The organism is Adlercreutzia muris (assembly GCF_008831045.1).
In the GTDB taxonomy this organism is placed as follows: Bacteria; Actinomycetota; Coriobacteriia; order Coriobacteriales; family Eggerthellaceae; genus Adlercreutzia; species Adlercreutzia muris.
The window spans coordinates 42,275-59,257 of record NZ_WAJS01000003.1 but is presented as its reverse complement, the minus strand read 5'-3'; the positions used below and the strand labels follow the sequence as shown (position 1 = coordinate 59,257).

12 protein-coding genes are annotated in these 16,983 nt (G+C 65.8%); 6 read left to right on the top strand and 6 right to left on the bottom strand.

The window, feature by feature from the left end; translation table 11 throughout:
• The first annotated feature begins 148 nt into the window (after positions 1-148).
• Entirely contained in the window at positions 149-1,042 is an 894-nt protein-coding gene (locus F8D48_RS01590) for a sensor histidine kinase (RefSeq protein ID WP_151429694.1), read from the top strand.
• 75 nt (positions 1,043-1,117) lie between these two features.
• Here the strand turns inward: F8D48_RS01590 and F8D48_RS11545 are convergent, their stop codons facing one another.
• The 4 genes from F8D48_RS11545 to F8D48_RS01575 form a co-directional block, all read right to left on the bottom strand.
• Positions 1,118-1,294, bottom strand: coding sequence for a hypothetical protein (locus F8D48_RS11545; protein ID WP_160324893.1), 177 nt, complete (start codon positions 1,292-1,294; stop codon positions 1,118-1,120).
• Between the two features lie 209 nt (positions 1,295-1,503).
• Complete coding sequence (locus F8D48_RS01585; protein ID WP_151429693.1) at positions 1,504-3,777, bottom strand: oxidoreductase; 2,274 nt, start codon at positions 3,775-3,777, stop codon at positions 1,504-1,506.
• Positions 3,778-3,864: 87 nt separating this feature from the next.
• Positions 3,865-5,388: a response regulator transcription factor gene (locus F8D48_RS01580; RefSeq protein WP_151429692.1), complete on the bottom strand. Its 1,524-nt coding sequence runs from the start codon at positions 5,386-5,388 to the stop codon at positions 3,865-3,867.
• A 133-nt stretch (positions 5,389-5,521) separates the two neighbouring features.
• A complete protein-coding gene (locus F8D48_RS01575; protein ID WP_151429691.1) occupies positions 5,522-7,060 on the bottom strand; it encodes a helix-turn-helix transcriptional regulator in 1,539 nt (512 codons plus the stop codon).
• A gap of 272 nt (positions 7,061-7,332) precedes the next feature.
• Here F8D48_RS01575 and F8D48_RS01570 point away from each other — a divergent pair, with 272 nt between their 5' ends.
• The 3 genes from F8D48_RS01570 to F8D48_RS01560 are packed head-to-tail and all read left to right on the top strand — an operon-like array spanning position 7,333 to position 12,018.
• The gene (locus F8D48_RS01570; protein WP_151429690.1) at positions 7,333-10,479 is read left to right on the top strand and encodes a molybdopterin-containing oxidoreductase family protein; all 3,147 of its coding nucleotides are present in this window, start codon (positions 7,333-7,335) and stop codon (positions 10,477-10,479) included.
• A gap of 4 nt (positions 10,480-10,483) precedes the next feature.
• Complete coding sequence (locus F8D48_RS01565; protein WP_135971597.1) at positions 10,484-11,146, top strand: 4Fe-4S dicluster domain-containing protein; 663 nt, start codon at positions 10,484-10,486, stop codon at positions 11,144-11,146.
• Positions 11,146-12,018, top strand: coding sequence for a dimethyl sulfoxide reductase anchor subunit family protein (locus tag F8D48_RS01560; RefSeq protein WP_151429689.1), 873 nt, complete (start codon positions 11,146-11,148; stop codon positions 12,016-12,018). The genes F8D48_RS01565 and F8D48_RS01560 overlap by 1 nt, the downstream gene beginning before the upstream one ends.
• A gap of 553 nt (positions 12,019-12,571) precedes the next feature.
• Here the strand turns inward: F8D48_RS01560 and F8D48_RS01555 are convergent.
• Positions 12,572-14,476: a response regulator transcription factor gene (locus F8D48_RS01555; RefSeq protein ID WP_151429688.1), complete on the bottom strand. Its 1,905-nt coding sequence runs from the start codon at positions 14,474-14,476 to the stop codon at positions 12,572-12,574.
• Between the two features lie 171 nt (positions 14,477-14,647).
• A complete protein-coding gene (locus F8D48_RS01550) occupies positions 14,648-15,163 on the bottom strand; it encodes a LisH domain-containing protein (RefSeq protein ID WP_151429687.1) in 516 nt (171 codons plus the stop codon).
• A 239-nt stretch (positions 15,164-15,402) separates the two neighbouring features.
• Here F8D48_RS01550 and F8D48_RS01545 point away from each other — a divergent pair, with 239 nt between their 5' ends.
• Positions 15,403-16,233 (top strand): hypothetical protein, encoded by an 831-nt coding sequence (locus F8D48_RS01545; protein WP_151429686.1) that lies wholly within the window; start codon positions 15,403-15,405, stop codon positions 16,231-16,233.
• 3 nt (positions 16,234-16,236) lie between these two features.
• Positions 16,237-16,932, top strand: a complete 696-nt coding sequence (locus F8D48_RS01540; RefSeq protein WP_240806167.1) for a TorD/DmsD family molecular chaperone — start codon at positions 16,237-16,239, stop codon at positions 16,930-16,932.
• Positions 16,933-16,983 lie beyond the last annotated feature (51 nt).

Here is a 16,983-nt window from a genome sequence, read left to right as displayed (position 1 = left end):
TGCGGGGCGCTGCTGTGGGAAAACGGGGCGCCGGGGCGCTGCGAGTGGATGGCGGGGCGAGAGGGTGCCGTGCGAGTGAGGCGAGACGTCCCAGGCGCTACGAGGGTAAAGTGGGGCGCTTGGGGCGCCGACGGGAAAGGAGCGGTTCATGACGCTTGCGCTGGGTATGGGGGCGTTGACCCTGTGCGCCTTTGCGACGGTGGTGCTGTACGGTCGCGAGTTGCGCCGCATGGCCGCCTTCCTGCGGGGGCGCGAGCGGCGCTCCAACGGGCGGCTGTCCACCGAGATGCCGGGACCGGGTTTCGCGGCGCTGGCTCGGGCCGTGAACGAGACCCTGGACGATGCCGAAGCGGAGCGCCGCGAGGCAGCCGCCGAGCAGCGCCAGTTCCAGCGCGACTTGGCGAGTTTGTCCCACGACATTCGCACGCCGCTCATGGGGGCCAAGGGCTACGTGGCCCTGGCGGCCGACGAGGCCGACGGCGAGCGTCGGGCCCACTACCTGGGTGCGGCCTCGACCCGGCTCGACGACATGGAAGGGCTGCTGGATGCCCTGTTCGCCTACGCTCGGGCCACCGACCCAACCGCCGCGCTGGATCTGCGGCCCACGGCGGTGATGCCCGTGCTGGCCGCCGTGCTCACGGGGCAGTTTCCCGCCTTCGAGGAGCGCGGCTGGGAGCCGGAGGTGCGCATCGCCGACGAGTCGCTTGCAGTGGAGGCCGACGAGGAGGCTCTTGCTCGCATCTTCGAGAACCTTATCAGCAACGCCCTGCGCTACGGAGCGGCAGCGCCCGCCATCACCCAAAAGGGCCGCGCCATCACCTTCGCCAATGTGGTGGAAGACCCGGCGGCTATCGACATCGACCGCCTCTTCGAGCGCTTCTACCGGGCCGATGCCGCCCGGGCTCGCAGCGGCGCGGGCCTCGGCCTGGCCGTGGTGGCGAGCCTCGCCGCTGCCCAGGGCATGGAAGTCGCGGCGGCGCTGGAAGGCGACGAGCTGGCCATCACCCTCACCTTCCCCGCCGACGATGCGGCCCTCGCTTAGGGACAGACGGCGTTGGCGCCAAGTCGCGGACCGCGGTTCGGAGTCGCCTCTCCGTCTGGGGTCTCGTCGCTGCCGTCATTTCCGAAGCGGCCGATGGGCCTTCCCGTGCACGGTGGCGAAGCCGTCGGCCACCGAGGTGATGGAAGCGTGGGTGTAGGGGCGCACGCCCAAGGCGTACAGGCTCGTGGTCATGAAGCGCTGGGTGAGGGATTCACGCGCCAGGCAGAACCATTCCAATTGGTTGATGTTCATGGAGGCCTCCCCTCTTCGACGGGGCATCATGCCACGGACGGGAGAGCCAAGGGCGAGATTCGTCGAAGGGAGGCGGGCGATCTGGGTGAGTCGCCCGCCTCGGGAGGGTGCAGCTTGTCCGAGGCACCGGGGACCGCACAAGCGGTGAAGGGCCCCTGGTGTTCTCGGCTGTCAGATGGTATGGATGGACATCGCTTCGCCGGGGCTCGCTAGAGGGCGCGGGCGGCGGCGTTGGCGGAGCAGATGGCCTCGCCGATGTTGAAGGGCCGGGCGGCATCGCCCACGGTGACCACCTCGCAGGTCAGGCCTTCGGCGAGGGAGCCGTTGGGCAGGCTGTCCAGGGCCTCCACGACGGTGCCGCAGGGAATCTCCTGCTGGATGCCCGTAGCCGTCTTCACGGTGACGGTGCCATCGTTCACGGCCACCACCTCGGCCTCGGGCCAGAAGCGCACGCCGAGGGCCTTCATGTTGGGCTGGGTGAAGGTCTTCACCCAGAAGGAGTGGCCGGCGCCGATGGTGCCCGCCGCGCTCGGCGTGACCACCGACACGTGCTTGCCCTGGGCCAGCAGATACATGGCCGCGTCGATGGCCTGGGCGTTCGATCCGACCACGACAACCTCCTCGGCAATATCGGCCATCATGAAGTCATCGATGCCCACCACGTTCGTGCCGGCCGTCTCGTCGAGGCCCAGGCTGTCGCGCACGCCGCCTGTGGCCAGAATCACGGCATCGGGGGCCGCCTCGGCGATGGTGTCGGCCGTGGCCTCGGTGTTCAGCACCACGTTCACGCCGAGTAGCTCCATCTGACGCTCGAAGTAGTTGCGCAGCACGCTCAGGTTCTCGTGGGGCCCCTTCACGTTGTTGGCGAATTCCAGAAGGCCTCCCACAGAGCCCTTCTTCTCGTAGAGGGTCACAGCGTGTCCGCGCTCGGCGGCCACACGCGCTGCCTCCAAGCCGGCGGGTCCTGCGCCCACTACGACGACGTTCTTGGCCGTCGCGGCCGGCTCGGGGTCGTAGCCGCCGGTTAGCTGGCCGGTGACGAAGCGGAAGGGGTGCGCGGCGTTGGTGCGGCAGCTGAAGGTGAGGTTTCCGTCGTCGGCCGCATCCCAATGGCAGTGCATGCAGCGGGTGCAGGGGCGGATCTCGTCGATGCGGCCCTCTTCCAGCTTGTGCAGGTAGTCGTAGTCCACGGAAAGCGGGCGGTTCATGAGGATGAAGTCCAGATCGCCGCCCGCGATGAACCCCTCGAAATACTCCGGATCGCGAGCCGGGTCCATGTAGGTGACCGCGCCCACGGGAATGCTCACGGCCTTCTTGATCTCGGCGGCCACGGGCACCATGACGCCGAGGCCCGACTGATCGGCCTTCAGCATGCCCTGCCAGTGGCGAGTAAAGTCGAACTGGGTGCCGTAGCCTGTGGTGCCCTCGATGCCGGTGCCGCAGAAGTACAGGTCGCCGGCAAACTCGGCGACGTGCTGGCCGCAGGGCCCGATGCGGATATGCAGCGAGTCGGCGCCAGCGGCCTCGATGAGCTTGCACATCTCCTTGTTCTCCTCCACGGTGGTGAAGAGGGCGGAGTCGCCGATGGCCTTGTCGTTCTCCTCAACGCCGTTGATGAGCACCTGGACAGGGAAGTCGGCACCGCATTCGGCCTTGATGCCGCGCACGATCTCGCAGACGAAGCGGGTGCGGCTCTCGAAGGTCTGCGGACCGTAGTCGTCCTCGCGCTTGTTGCGGTTGCGGGACATGAAGGTCTGGCCGATATTCTCGCCGGCGGCGTTGATCTCCACGCAATCGAAGCCGCAGCGCTTCAGGGTGGCGGCGGCCTTGATGGTGTCGGCGATGAGGTTCTGGATCTCCTCGGCCGTCATATCCATGCAGTCCGAGGACTGGAAGATGGCCGTGGGGTCGGGCTCGAAACCGCTGAACACGAGGCCCATGGTGGCCAGCTGGTAACCGGCGGCGGCACCGTTGTCCTTGATGTTCTGGGCGAAGGCGGTCAGGTCGGCATCGGTCCAGTCGGTGAACTTGCCCACGTCGGGAATGGCGCGGAAATGATCGTAGAGTTCTGCGAAGTCATCGCAGTACACCACTGATGCGCCACCGGCGGCCAGCTTACCATAGTGCTGCATATGCAAATCGCCAGTGATACCCTGGCTCGTCACGCCGATGTAGCCAGCGGCCGACTTCACCACACGGTTGGGCAGGGTGAGCGCTCCCATCTTCCATTCGGTGAATAGCGAGGGGCAGGTGGTGTTCTGCACGGGCTTCGGCTCGCCCTGGGGGTTGAGCTGGGCCGCATGGGCGCGCACGTTGGCGGCGTCCTCGCCGGTGGCGGCCAGGTCGCTTCCGGCTGCCGGTGCCTCGGCTGGGGCCTTCGGGGCGCAGCCAGCCAAACCGAGCGATGCTACGGCGCCGGCGGTGATCGCCGATCCGGTCAGGAACTGGCGGCGGGACAGCCCGCCTCGGGTGATCTTCGACATAGGTTCCCTCCTTGGTCTCTCGTCGCTTTCCGCGACAGGGAAACCATAGGGCACGAAGGGGGCGCCGCCGTGTCTCAAAATGGGTGATTATGATGGATTACTAGGTGATTTAGCTGGGGGACCGTCGCTATGACCCTGAGATTCCTCGGTTTCGCAGCGGGCGATGAGCTCTTGGCGGGAGTGGACGCCGCAGGCGCGGTAAATGCGCTTCACGTGGGTGCGCACGGTGTTCTGGGAGATGACCAGCGCCTCGGCAATGGCCGGCACGTTGCGCCCGTGCATCATGAGGAGCACGATCTCGGCCTCGCGATCAGACAAGCCGCAGTGCGCCTGCACGGCGGCCACCCGTTCGGCGTCAGTCGTCACGGTCGGCTCGGAGGAGGGCGGGGAAGCGGGAGCGGTCGTGTTCTCGGCGCCGTCTCCGCCGCTGTCGCGCCGGCGGCGCCGCACCGCGACGAAGGCCATGCTGAGGGCATAGACGCAGAAGAACACGCCGAACACGAGCAGCAGTTCCATTGACGACGAGGCGGCCAGCAGGGTGGGCATCACCTTCTCGAGTACCGAGCAGAAGGCCATGAGCGCGAAGTAACCGGTGCCGTAGAAGAGCTCGAAGACGAGCCCGCGCCGTCGGGCGATGGCCACGGCATCGATGCAGAACAGCGAGTTGGTCACGATGAAATGCAGGCAGGAGCCGCCTACGAGCAGCGCGAACAGGTAACCGGCGCTGGCAAAGGGCACGGCGAACAGCAGCAGGATGAGCACGGGCGTGACCACCTTGAACACCTGCACCGAGTACAGCGGCGCTCGCGACCAGTGCAGGATGGCCACGAGAGTTACGGCGGCTGCCATTTTAGCGGCGATGATGGCCAGCTGCTGCTGCTCGGGCGGCAGGGCGCCGGAAAGTCCCATGTAATTGAGGGTGGGCGCGATGGTCTGCAGGGCCACGACGCAGAACAGCACTTCCGCCAGTTGGCGAAACCCGGGCAGGTATCGGCTCTGGAGCGCCCTGCTCGGTGCCGCCACGGCAGGGTGCTCCCGCTGGGCGTCCCCGTGCAACAGCAGTACGCTTGCCGCAGCGGACAGCGCGATGCCAGCGCCGAGAAAGATGGCCTGCAGGTTCAGAAATCCTGCGACGAACACGACATTCACCACGGCCGCGACCAGGAGTTCCAGCGGAAAGACCGTTCGCATCTGGCCTGGCTCGAAAGACAGGGCGCTCATCCAGAACAGGCTCTGGCAGGCAAAGGACCAGCCGGTGCAGAAGGCGGCCAGGGCTATGAGCAGTCCCGAGGCGTTCCACAGGCCGCTTCCGAACAGCACGGCCGCCACGATCATGGGGCCCAGGCCGCAGACCAAGTAGAAGCGGTTGCTCTGTCCGGTGCAAGCGGCGATGGCGATGCGCAGGATGAGGGCGGCAAACAGCCCGAGCGCGGCGAAGAGGAGGTAGGTTTCCGCGAGCGTTGCCAGAGCGGGCCCCACGAAGGTCCCACTCGACAGCAGCACGTTCTCGCCCCATACGCCCAGTCCGTACGTGCTCAGGTTCAGGCCGGCGCCTACGGCAATAAGCGCCCCGCGTCCGTTCAGGTGCGCACTCTCCCTGTTCAAGCCCATACCCCCTCTCCTTACAGCCCGCTATTATACTGAACGCTCGCAAAAAGGAAAAAGGCGGTCTCGCGTAGGGCGGGGGTGCGCGAGTCCGGACATGGCCCGCCTCGGTTTCCCGGCGCGGCTTATCGGCCTGGACTCACTTCCGGTCGCGGTCTTCGATGACGTCGAGGAGCTCCTGCTTGGAATGAACGTCCATCTTCTGGTAGATGTGGCGCAGATGTGTGCTCACGGTGCCCTTCGATATGAACAGCTCCTCTTGGATGCGGGCGGCCGATCGGCCCTTGGCGAACAAGGTCATGACCTCGGTCTCCTTCGGCGATAACTCGAAGGCGGCGGCCACCTCCAGGCAGCGGTCGTGGAAGCGGGGCCGGCGACCCTCGTCGCCGCCCGACTCGCCGGCCACTGCGACGACCCCCTCGGAGCTCGGGCTTTCCGCGGCCTTCTCGATGGCGCCCGCGTTGTCGCCGTCGGGCTCCTCGGTCAGATCGATGAGGTCGCTCTCGCGAAACACAAACAGAAACGACAGGAGCACGGCCATGGTGGCGACCAGGGCGATGAGGCTCAAGAACTGGGGCGTGAACGGGGCGAACTGATCCACGATGGTTCCGGCGATGGAACCGAGCAGCACCCCTAAGGTCACCATGGCCCAGCCGATGCCGAAGACCTCGGTGGAGGAGAGCCGGTAGGTGTAGGAGATTTCCGCCAGCAGCATCCAGATGAGCACGTTGAAAGTGCCGTAGCCGGCCAGGGCCAGCACGCTTTCCATATCCTGGGCGCCGGTGAACGCGGGCAGCAGCATGAAGAAGAAGGCCATGACGAAGATGGCGGCCTTGTAGATGGTGCGGGCGCTCTGCTCGGAGCTCAAGATGGCGGCACCGTAGACGATGGCCATGGTGAGCAGCCCCGCTCCTGCCAGGGGCCATTGCAGGAACATGTGCATGCTCAGGTTGTTGGACGAGAGGAAGGCAGCTCGCACCATGCCGTCGGCCACGCCCACCAAACAGGCGCACACGCCGATGCGCCAGGCGAAGGACTTCAGGTCGAAATCGATGGGCAACACGCTGGCGCGGTGCTTGCGGGACCAGGCATGCTCGCGGCCGAAGAGGATCCATCCGGAAATGGCCGGCAAAAGCGAGCAGACGACGCAGCCCGCGGTCGGCGGCAGTGCGATGACGAGGGAGAACACCACGGCGGCTAGGAAGAAGGCCAGGGGCACCTCGAAGGTGGTGCGGGCCGGTGGCTCGTTGCGGTACAGCTCGCCGTAGCCCAGATCGATGATGCCCGAGCCGATGCCCGTGGTGAGGGCTCCCAGAAGCCCGCACATGAGGGCCGCGCCGCTCTCGCCGACCGAGGAGGCCAAAAGCAGGGTGCCCCCGCTGGTGAGCACGGGCCCGGCGAGCCGGGCGGCAGGGTGCAGCATCAGCTGGACGAAGCGGCTGCCGGCCAGGGCGCTCGCCAGGAGCACGGCGCACAGGCTCGCCGTGGAGACGGTATAGAAGACGGGCGGGAGGGCCTCGCCGGTCCACGTCATGGAGCTGGCGGCCGCGCCGACGAACATGAGGTACACCCAGCCCCGGATGAGCGTGAAGCCGAGCACGCGATCCGGGGACAGCGGGTGCGAGCCGATTTCCGCGCGTCGGGCGCGCAGGTTCTCTGCGATGTAGTCGAATCTCACGCGAGCCCCCTCGACTTGACTGGCAACCATGGAGCGAGCGGGCGGCACCGTGTTCTTCCCCTGGAAATCCACCCTATTCTCCCGAGAAAATTATAGTGGGAAAAGCTTGGGGAAGCGCCCATCTTTTTCCTGGACAAATAAGGAATTGAACTGGTAAAACTCAAAAATCATGGCAAACATATGATGCGACGGCGCCCCGATTTTGCCACCATGTCAACGTGGGAGACCGCGCCAGCGGCTTCCAGAAGAGAAGAGAGACAAAAGGAGGAGAGATGGGTAAGCTCAACCTGAGCCGCCGTACCTTCGCCAAGCTGTCCGCGGCCACGGCCGCCACGGCGGTCATCGGATGTGCCGCGCCCGGTGCGGCGCTCGCCGAGGATGCCGAGGCGCCGGGCAAGGGCAGTGAGGTCAAGCGCGTGCGCACCTGCTGCCGCGGCTGCGGCAAGATGGAGTGCGGCGTGTGGGTCACGGTGGAGAACGGGCGCGCCGTCAAGGTGGAGGGCGACCAGTCGTCGTTCCAGTCGTCGGGCAACTGCTGCGGCAAGTCGCAGTCGTCGCTGCAGGCGGCCTACCACCCCGACCGCATCTACCATCCCATGAAGCGCACCAACCCCAAGGGCGAGGACCCTGGCTGGGTGCGCATCACCTGGGACGAGGCCATGGAGACCATCGGCACCAAGTTCCAGGAGCTCATCGACCAGTACGGCGGCGAGTGCATCTTCAACATGTGCGGCACGTCCCGCCAGTGGGTCTATGGGCCCTATGCGTTCTACAAGTGGCTGTTCCAGACTCCCAACGCCCACGTGGCCTCGGAGATCTGCAAGGGCCCCCGCCGCCTCATGGGCTGGATCAGCTCCGTGGACGGCTCCCCATGGATGGCCCTGCGCGACGGGCCGCGCGTCTACGTGCAGTGGGGCACCGCGCCGGAGAACTCCAACTACGACGACAGCTGCCGCAACCTCGTGGACCGCATGACCGATGCCGAGGCCCATATCTGCATCGACCCGCGCCTGTCCGGCTCGGGCAAGGAGGCGGACTACTGGCTGAACCTGGAGCCGGGCACCGACGGGGCGCTCGCCCTGGCCTGGCAGCATGTCATGATCGAAAAGGACCTGGTGGACTGGGAGTTCGTGAAGCGCTGGACCGACGCCTCGCTGCTGGTGGTGGAGGACATGGAGCCCACGGGCGGACGCTACCTGGATCTGACGGCCCCCATCGCCGTGCCCCCGCTGCAGGATCTCATCGGCACGAAGCTGAAGACGCGCCTTCTGAAGGAGAGCGACCTGGTGGCCGGCGGCAGCCCCCACAAGTTCATGGCCTGGAACAAGAACGCCAACGACGGCGCCGGCGGCCTGGTGTACTGGGACGCCGACACCACCCAGTGGCAGGGCTGCAACCACGTGGCCCCCACCCGCGATCAGATGGAAGTGGTGTACGCCGGCACCTCCCAGGAGGGCTACCTGCCGCCCATCTCCTATAACGAGCTCGTGGAGGCCGGCATCGACTTCGATCTGGAGGGCACCCACGAGGTGACCCTGGCTGACGGCAGCAAGCACGCCGCCCGTCCCGTGTGGAGCTACCTGGCCGCCTCGGTGGCCGATTGCACCCCCGAGTGGGCCGCCGAGATCACGGGCCTCGACCCGCAGATGATCGAGGAGACCTGCGTGCTGTGGCTGACCCGTCCCGAGGGCCAGACCTACGGCAACGGCGGTATCCACCTGCAGCTGGCCCCCGACCAGATCGGCAACTGCACCCAGACGGTGCGTGCCATCTGCAACCTCATCTACACCTCGGGCAACTTCGACGGCCCTGCCGGCAACCGCGGCCTCACGCGCTCCCCTGTGGACGAGCAGTCCACGGCCGCTCCGGGCACCAACATGCCCGAAGAGGTGAAGTACACCCTGAAGGGCATGGGAGCGCTCACCGGAGAGCCCATGTGCCCGCCGATGTACCTTGCCGATGTGGACGTCGATCCGATGAACATTCCGGACAAGCGCGATGTGCACGGCAAGATGATCGGCGCGAGCAAGTTCCCCATGCTGCCCTACTACGGCGAGTGGGCTGATGCCACCCTCATCTGGGAGGCCTGTCTGGGCAACGGCGAGTACCGCCTGCGCGGCGGCATCAACGAGTCCGGCTCGTTCATGAACATGTCCAACGCCAACCTGGCCTGGGAGGCGCTCTCGCAGCTGGACTTCTGGGTGGACATCAACATGTTCCACCACCCCGGCACCGAGATGGCCGACATCATCCTGCCCTGCCAGCACTGGACCGAGTTGAACTGCATCCGCGTGTCCCAGGGCGCCTCGGGCGGTATCGGGCTTACCCAGCGCGCCATCGAGCCGCCGGCCGACACGAAGTTCGACTACGACATCAACCGCCTCATCTTCGAGGCCATGGAGAAGCAGGGCAACCCCAACGGCACCTGGACCAACATCGCCGGCGACGCCCCGGGTGCCTATCTGCACGACGACCGCTTGGAGGACTGGTTCCAGGCCCATAACGAGGTGTCGGGCTTCTCGGATCGCTACCCGGGCTGCAAGTGGGAGCACTGGGAGGACTTCCGTCAGGACTTCCAGGACAATGGCTGGATCAACGCCAAGGTAGTAGAGCCGGAGCGCTGGGGCACCTACCGTCGCTTCGAGACCGGCTGGATGCGCATGGGCAAGGATGCCTGCACTGCCGCCCCCTGGTCGACCGACCCCGCCACGGGCCAGCCGGTGAACAACTTCGGCTGTCCCACCCCCACGGGCTTGGTGAGCTTCTGGTCCATGCAGTTCGAGACGCTGTGCCTCGACATGGCCAACGAGGCCGAGCCTGGCAAGTTCGACGTCATCAAGGAGATGATGCCGAACTACGAGCCGCCCGTGTCCGCGGCCGGCAGCGGCACCATCGACCTGGAGGAGTACCCGATCATCCTCACCACCGGCCGCCGTATCCCCGTGTACTTCCACTCCGAGCACCGGCAACTGCCCTGGTGTCGCGAGCTGTGGCCGGCCCCGCGCCTGGAGATGAACCCCGAGGACGCCGAGAAGCTGGGGCTCAAGCAGGGCGACTGGGCCTGGATCGAGACCGAGTGGGGCAAGGTGCGCCAGTGCGTGGACCTCTACCACGGCATCGCGCCGGGCTGGGCCAACGCCGAGCACGCCTGGTGGTTCCCCGAGCTGCCGGCGCCGACCCACGGCTTCACGCTGTCCAACATCGAGTGCATCTGGAATCCCTACGGCCAGGACAAGTTCATCGGCTCGTCCCACATGCGCGGCGTGCCCGTGAAGATCTACAAGGCGACGCCCGAGAACTGCCCCGACGGCAACGTCATCCCCTGCGCGCCCGAGGACGGCACCCAGATCATCTGCGACGCCTCCGACCCGCGCCTGAAGGCATGGCTGCCCAACTACGATATCCGAGAGGAGGCCTAGGGCCATGGCAACGAACGCTATCGTCACCGACCTGAACCGCTGCGTGGGCTGCCTCGCGTGCATGGTCGCGTGCAAGGCCGTGAACAACGTGCCCATCGGCAGCTACTGGAACAAGGTGCTGAGAATCGGCCCGAGCAAGAAGGCCGGCGCCGCGAGCGCCCGCGACGTGGAGATGTACTACCTGCCCGTGGGCTGCCAGCACTGCGAGAACCCCGAGTGCGTGAAAGTGTGCCCCACCGGCGCCTCCCAGGTGCGCGAGGACGGCACCGTGCAGATCGACAAGTCCAAGTGCATCGGCTGCCAGTTCTGCGCCATGGCCTGCCCCTACGGCGTGCGCTACCTGAACGAGGAGGAGCGCGTGGTCGAGAAGTGCACGCTCTGTGAGCAGATCACCGCCGCCGGCGGCCTGCCCCAGTGCGTCATCCAGTGCGGCGGCCGCGCCCGCTTCTTCGGCGATCTGGACGCCGGCATCGACTCCTTCGAGGCGCCGGCCGTGGGCTACGACACCGATCGCTCCTACGACAACCTGTACACCGGCAATCGCGTGAAGCTGGGCGAAATGGCCAAGGAGTACGGCGAGGCCGACGTGCACCGGCTGCCCGACGTGGGCAACGGCCCGCACTTCGCCTACATCCTGCGCGACAGAGAATGGAAGGGTGGGGAATAATGGAACTGCAATGGCCCCTTATCTTGTTTACGACGCTGCTCGCGTGGGCGGCGGGCCTGTTCGGCGCCCAGTGCCTGTGGGCCCTGCGCGGCCGGGGCGCGAAAGCCCAGATGCCGGCGCTCATCGTCTCCGTGGCGCTTCTGGCCGTCGGCGGTATTGCGGTGTTCTTCCATCTGGAGCACTGGGAGCGCATCTTCAACGGCTTCGGCCACATGACCAGCGGCATCACCCAGGAGCTCATTGCCATCGTGGTGCTCGCGGTGGTCATGGTGGTCTACTTCGTGTACCTGCGCCGCAGCGGTGATGAGGCCAGGGTGCCGGCGTGGCTCGCCGTGGCCGGTCTTGTGCTGGCCGTGGTGCTCGTGGTCGTCATGGGCCACTCCTACATGATGGCCTCGCTGCCGGCCTGGGATTCCCTGCTGCAGATCGGCTCGCTTTTGGGCGCGGCCTGCGCCTTCGGCCCGGCGACCATGGCCGTCATCTGTGCCGTGCGCGATGAAGCTTCCGACCTGGATGCCAAGGCCAACGTGATCGGCCAGTGTGCCAACGTGGTGCTCGTGGTGGCCTACCTCATTGCCATGCAGGCCACGGCTGGATCCTACACCGCCGTGGAGTTCTGGTACGACCCCACCCAGCCGACGCTGGACATCACTCCCGATGGCTCCACGGCGCCCTTCTCCGGCGCGTCCATGGGCTGGGCCGTATGCTCCATTGTAGCGGCGGTGGCCGGTGCGGCCAGTGCTTTTGTGGGCAAGGCCAAGGGCGACTGGAAAATCTGGGGTGCCGTGGGCGCGGCCTGCGTGCTCGTGAGCGCTCTGGCCCTGCGTGCGACGTTCTACATGACCGGTGTGAGCATCTACCCGTTCTTCTAAGCGGGGAAGGGGGGCTGCGAGCTTTGCGGCTCGCGGCTCCCCGCTGGTCAGAGCCGCTGGGTATTCCAATTCGCTCGACAGTCTTCGCGTGCACGGAATGTCGCGTGTCGGCGCCCGAGCGAAGCGAGGAAGTACCCTTAGGGTGAACTGCGCTCGGCTGGAATGCCCGCGTCTCCTCTACGCTCAGCTTTTGTTGAGTCACCTTGCGTCATCCTGAGCGGAGCGCGAAGCGCGCAGTCGAAGGATCTCGCACAAATAGAAAGCCCCCGGTGGGTGCGATTCGTTTCCCCAAACCCCTTGCAAACGCGAATCGCCCCCACCGGGGGCTTTCCGTGCTATTGGTTGGCGCAAACTGACGATGTGAACGTGCAAAGCATGATTTTTCGGCAGGAAAACGGTTCGCAATGGAGAATTCTGAATCAAAAGTGCCCCAAATTGGCGATGTGACTGAGCATACCGTTGGTTTGCGACAGAAAACAGGTCTCGTTAGAGATTTCTGAGCCAAAAGTGACGCGAATCGACGATGTGAGCGGTCATATCGTCGATTCGCGCCCTACAGCTCCACCTCGTCGATGAGAAGGATGAGCTCCTGCTGGTTGTGCACGTTCAGCTTGCGGTAGATGTGGCGGATGTGGGTCTTCGCCGTGCCCTCGGAGATGTAGAGCTGCTGCTGGATGGAAGCCGATTTGTAGCCACGAGCCAGGTAATAGAGCACCTCGCTTTCACGGCGCGACAGCAGGTAGGTGTTGGCCACGGCCTCGCAGCGCAAACGGAAGCGACCCATGCGAGCGTCTCCGTCGTCGCTCTCGACCGTCTCGCCGAGCATGGTGCGCCGCGCTTCGGATATCGGGGCGGTACCGTCCGCAGAATCCGCCAGGGCCGTGGGAGCCGGGTCGGGCAGGTCGGCTTCGGGGCTTACGGGGAGCGGCACCGCTGCCGGGTTTCCCGCATTGGCGGTGGCACCCTCCGCGGAGGCTGCAGCGGCCGCCGTCGGCATCGCTGTGCCGCCGTCGCCGCCGTCGCCGGCGGCCGCTGGTGAATCAAGATTGGCTCCCTTCCCGTCCTCTTCTGCGGCGGTCATTTCCCACGGTGCTCGCGAGGTGGCGGCGTCCGCCTTTTCCGTCGGGCTTGCTTCTGCAGCCTCGCCTTCGCCGCGGTCGGCAAAGTTCGCCACCACGAGCGGCGTGCCCGGCGTGCGGGCGGCCAGTTTCACACAGGGCGCGGTAGATACGATGGTCATCATCTCGCGCTCCTCGGGCAGAAGCGCATAGGCCACCATCATGGCCACGATCACCAGAATCACAAGGCCCGTCTCGCCTACGGCCGGAATGCCGGGCAGCGCGGCGCTCGCCACGGGCAGAAGCGACCCGCCGAGGGTCGCCAGGGCCATCACGCCGCGTCCGAGGCCGAACACGAAGATGGGCGAGAGGCGGAAGCGCTGCGAGAGCTCGGCGAAGAAGATCCACATGAGCGCCTCGAAGGTCATGTACCCGATGAGCACCACCGAAGTGGTGAGCACCGAATCGGAGCCGGCGGATACGGGGATGAACACGGCCGTCACGGCGATGAAGGGAATGAGCGGGCGGAAGAAGGTATGCCAGCGCTCGTTGCCGCCGAGAGCCAGAAACGTCACCATGATGAGCACCATGGCGCAGCAGGCGGTGACGAAGAGGATGGCCTGATCCTCGAAGCCGTCACCGGGCAGCACCGTCTCGATGGAGGTTTGGCGCAGCACGCCTAGGGCCACGCCGAGGAAGAACACCGGCAGCCCGAAGCGGAACACGAAGCGCGCTTGGTTAATGGGCAGGGGGCTGAAGACGAGCCGGCGGTTGTCGAAATCGAGGCTCACGTGAGAGCGCAGCACGAGCAAAAGCGCCATTTCCGCCACGGGAATGAGCGCGCTCGCGATAGCGCCGATGGGGAAGGGGAGTTGGTGCAGCACCACGCCGTAGATGCCGAAGCCGATGGCGATGGACAGAGCCCCGTTGATGACGATGGAAGCCGAGTCGCGCCGTGCGAAGGCGATGCCCCAGGCGATGAGCAGTACCGAGGAGCCCGCACCGGTGAGCACGCCGGAGACGATCTGGGTCATCTCGGTGTCCCATCCGGCCGACGCGGGCAAGAGCAGAAGCAGAGTACCCGCGGCGCCGAGCGCCGCCGCGCTGGCGAGGGTCGCCGTGGCGTGGAAGAAGCGGATGAGCTTCGTGTCCAGCGCGCTCGCGACAAGCAGCAACACGCCGTATACGAGGATGGACATGAAGTAGGCCAGCGACAGCTCCTCGTTCAGAGGGCTTACTTCCAAGGGGGCCGTGCCGAAGATGCCGCCCTTATCGAACATGGAGCTGTAAATCCAGGCCTGGTGCAGCCCGTAGCCGAGCGAGATGAGGCTCAGCTCGCCGAACGAGGCCTCTTTGCCGAAGTCGATGCTGATGGTGACGCGCGGTACGTGAAAGCCCATGATCCCCCTTGGCGCTGATTCCCCTGCTGTCTCTTCTCGTCTTCTTAACGCTGAGTCAGCGGATTATAGAATCGCACGCTGGCCAGCGTCAAGTTCTCCGCGCGCTTTATCGGCCCGCGAAAAGGGGGAGGGCCGCCGCTGGTCGACGACGGCCCTCCCGAAGGTGGCGACCTACTGGGTCACCGTGATCACCACGTTGTCGTAGCGATCGACGACGGTGCTGCCGTCGCCCTTCGATGCAGCGGTGTAGGCCTCGCTCACGTTCTGAGACGTGGCCGCGTAGGCGCCCTCCGCATCTTTGTAGGCCTGAACCTCCCCGGTCGGATACACGGCAACCGTGTAGTTGTAACCGTTGGCCGCGAGATACTCGGCGACAGACTGGACGTCGTAGTTGTGGATGGCGTCCAGGCCGGCCTGGCTCTCGCTGGAGATGGTGCCCTCGTCAAGGACAACATCGGCCGTGCTGCCCGCCGGAACGAACATCAGGTCGGAGTGCACGTCGCCCCCCACGGCGGTCTCGTCGACCACCATGAAGACCTCGTAGGCACCCAGGCCCTGCGATCCGTCCGACACGCCGTCGTCGTGCACATGGTAGAAACCATAGGCCGGGACGGCGATCAGGGCCGCACAGAGGCTGGCCATAACCGCGATAGCAAGAGTCTTCTTGCCGAATGCTGCGTTGGTCATAAGTGCTCCCTAAAACTCGGTAGCCCCGCAGTTTCGCAACGCACCCCCATTATGGCGTGCCCGCGCGAAACGTCAAGGCGAAAAGGGGTCCTGTCATGCGGAATCATCCTCGCTTGCTTCGCAAATCATCACGAGAGGATGATGCCGTGACCTCCAGATACGACCTGGCCGTATGAAGATGCCCCCGGCCATCTTCCTACAATAGATGGCGAAGAGGATAGAAGAAAGGAAGGCGCCCCATGGCATATTCTGCAGCGAGGACGGCAGGGGAGGACACCCTCGACTTGCTCGCCTTCGACGACGAGTTCGACCCCTTGGCGGTGGACGATTCGATCATCGACCAAGAGTGGATGGACGACGAGAACCCCTACGACACCATCGACTACCCCACGATGCGCAACATGCCCGAGACGGTGCATCGCGACCCGGTGTACTCGCCCGAGCGCCAGGGAAGTGCCCGGGCGGCCCTGCAGGCGCTCATCGTGCGCAACCCCAACCGCCGTCCGGTGCTGCTGAACATCATCGGCCTCGCCGAGGGCGGCTGCGCCTCCAGCGTCATCTCCGAGCACGTGGAGGAATGGCAGCGCGACAACTGGTCGGTGTACGCCCCTATGACGCTGTGCCGCATGCTGGAGCGGGCCGGCGCCCTTACCTTGGAGATGCCCGAGACCGCCGAAGAGCAGGAGAGCGCCGAGGAGGGCGTGAGCTATCTGGAGATCAGGGAGACGGTGGATCCCGTCTGGCACGCCACCGACGAGGCCCTCCAGCTGCGCGAGGAGTACATGAGCGGGGCCCAGTTCCGCGCCATCGTGCTGGAGTCGGACGAGTCCCGCTACGCCGAGGTGTACGAGCGCGTGATGGACGCGCTGGCCGAGGCGCCCCGCAAGCTTGTGGCCATCGAGGAGCTGACCGACACCATGGACATCACGAAGTCGCCGCGGCGCTTCGGCCAGCATTTCGTAGACATTCTGGAGGCGACCGACTGCATTTTGTGGGGCTCGGGCGCCTGGAACCTGACCGATCTGGGACGCGCGATGCTCGCTGAGCTGAAGGCGCGCAAGGAGGCATAGATCATGGCTGTGATGGAAGACGTGAAGACGGCTGGGGACGTGGATCTCGTCGATCTGATGAACGCCCGCGCCCGCTCCTATGGAATGCTCGCCCGCCTGTTCCGCGAGGAAGTGGACCTGGCGACTCTGCGCGAGCTGCAGGGCATGCGCTTTCCCCAGGCCACGGGCAATGCCGCCGTGGACGAGGGCTACCACCAGCTGTACGACTATCTGAAGCGCGCCTGGGACGACTCGGTGACCGAGCTGGCCGTGGACTACGTGAGCACCTTCATCGGACACGGCGTGAACGGCTACTCGGCGGCCTACCCCTACGAGAGCGTGTACACCTCCGAGCGGCGCCTGCTTATGCAGGAGGCCCGGGCCGAGGTGCTGGCCACCCTGCGCGAGAACGAGCTGAAGCGCGGCGACTGGAACGAGGCCGAGGATCACATTGCCCTGGAACTCGAGTTCATGCAGCGCATGGCCCTGCGCGCCGCCGAGGCCTTGGCCGAAGATGCCGAGGACGAGGCCGTGGCCTATCTGCGCACCTCCTATGACTTCCTGGAGAACCACCTCATCAACTGGGTTCCCATGATGGTGACCGATATGCGCATGCACGCCCGCACCCTGTTCTATCAGGGCTTGGGCCAGCTCACCTTGGGCACCATTCAGGAAGACGAGGCCGTCCTGCGCGAGCTTCTGGATTCCGTGGAGGCCTAACGGCCCTGGGCAGCTCGGGAGGCGTCGCGATCGCGCGCCTCGCTGCGGCCC

What these genes read in the sequence shown, in the direction of transcription:
- F8D48_RS01550 (WP_151429687.1), bottom strand. Translation starts at nt 15,163, where the DNA reads ATGACCAACGCAGCATTCGGCAAGAAGACTCTTGCTATCGCGGTTATG.
- F8D48_RS01570 (WP_151429690.1), top strand. Translation starts at nt 7,333, where the DNA reads ATGGGTAAGCTCAACCTGAGCCGCCGTACCTTCGCCAAGCTGTCCGCG.
- F8D48_RS01565 (WP_135971597.1), top strand. Translation starts at nt 10,484, where the DNA reads ATGGCAACGAACGCTATCGTCACCGACCTGAACCGCTGCGTGGGCTGC.
- F8D48_RS01590 (WP_151429694.1), top strand. Translation starts at nt 149, where the DNA reads ATGACGCTTGCGCTGGGTATGGGGGCGTTGACCCTGTGCGCCTTTGCG.
- F8D48_RS01560 (WP_151429689.1), top strand. Translation starts at nt 11,146, where the DNA reads ATGGAACTGCAATGGCCCCTTATCTTGTTTACGACGCTGCTCGCGTGG.
- F8D48_RS01555 (WP_151429688.1), bottom strand. Translation starts at nt 14,476, where the DNA reads ATGGGCTTTCACGTACCGCGCGTCACCATCAGCATCGACTTCGGCAAA.
- F8D48_RS01540 (WP_240806167.1), top strand. Translation starts at nt 16,237, where the DNA reads ATGGCTGTGATGGAAGACGTGAAGACGGCTGGGGACGTGGATCTCGTC.
- F8D48_RS01580 (WP_151429692.1), bottom strand. Translation starts at nt 5,388, where the DNA reads ATGGGCTTGAACAGGGAGAGTGCGCACCTGAACGGACGCGGGGCGCTT.
- F8D48_RS01585 (WP_151429693.1), bottom strand. Translation starts at nt 3,777, where the DNA reads ATGTCGAAGATCACCCGAGGCGGGCTGTCCCGCCGCCAGTTCCTGACC.
- F8D48_RS01545 (WP_151429686.1), top strand. Translation starts at nt 15,403, where the DNA reads ATGGCATATTCTGCAGCGAGGACGGCAGGGGAGGACACCCTCGACTTG.
- F8D48_RS11545 (WP_160324893.1), bottom strand. Translation starts at nt 1,294, where the DNA reads ATGAACATCAACCAATTGGAATGGTTCTGCCTGGCGCGTGAATCCCTC.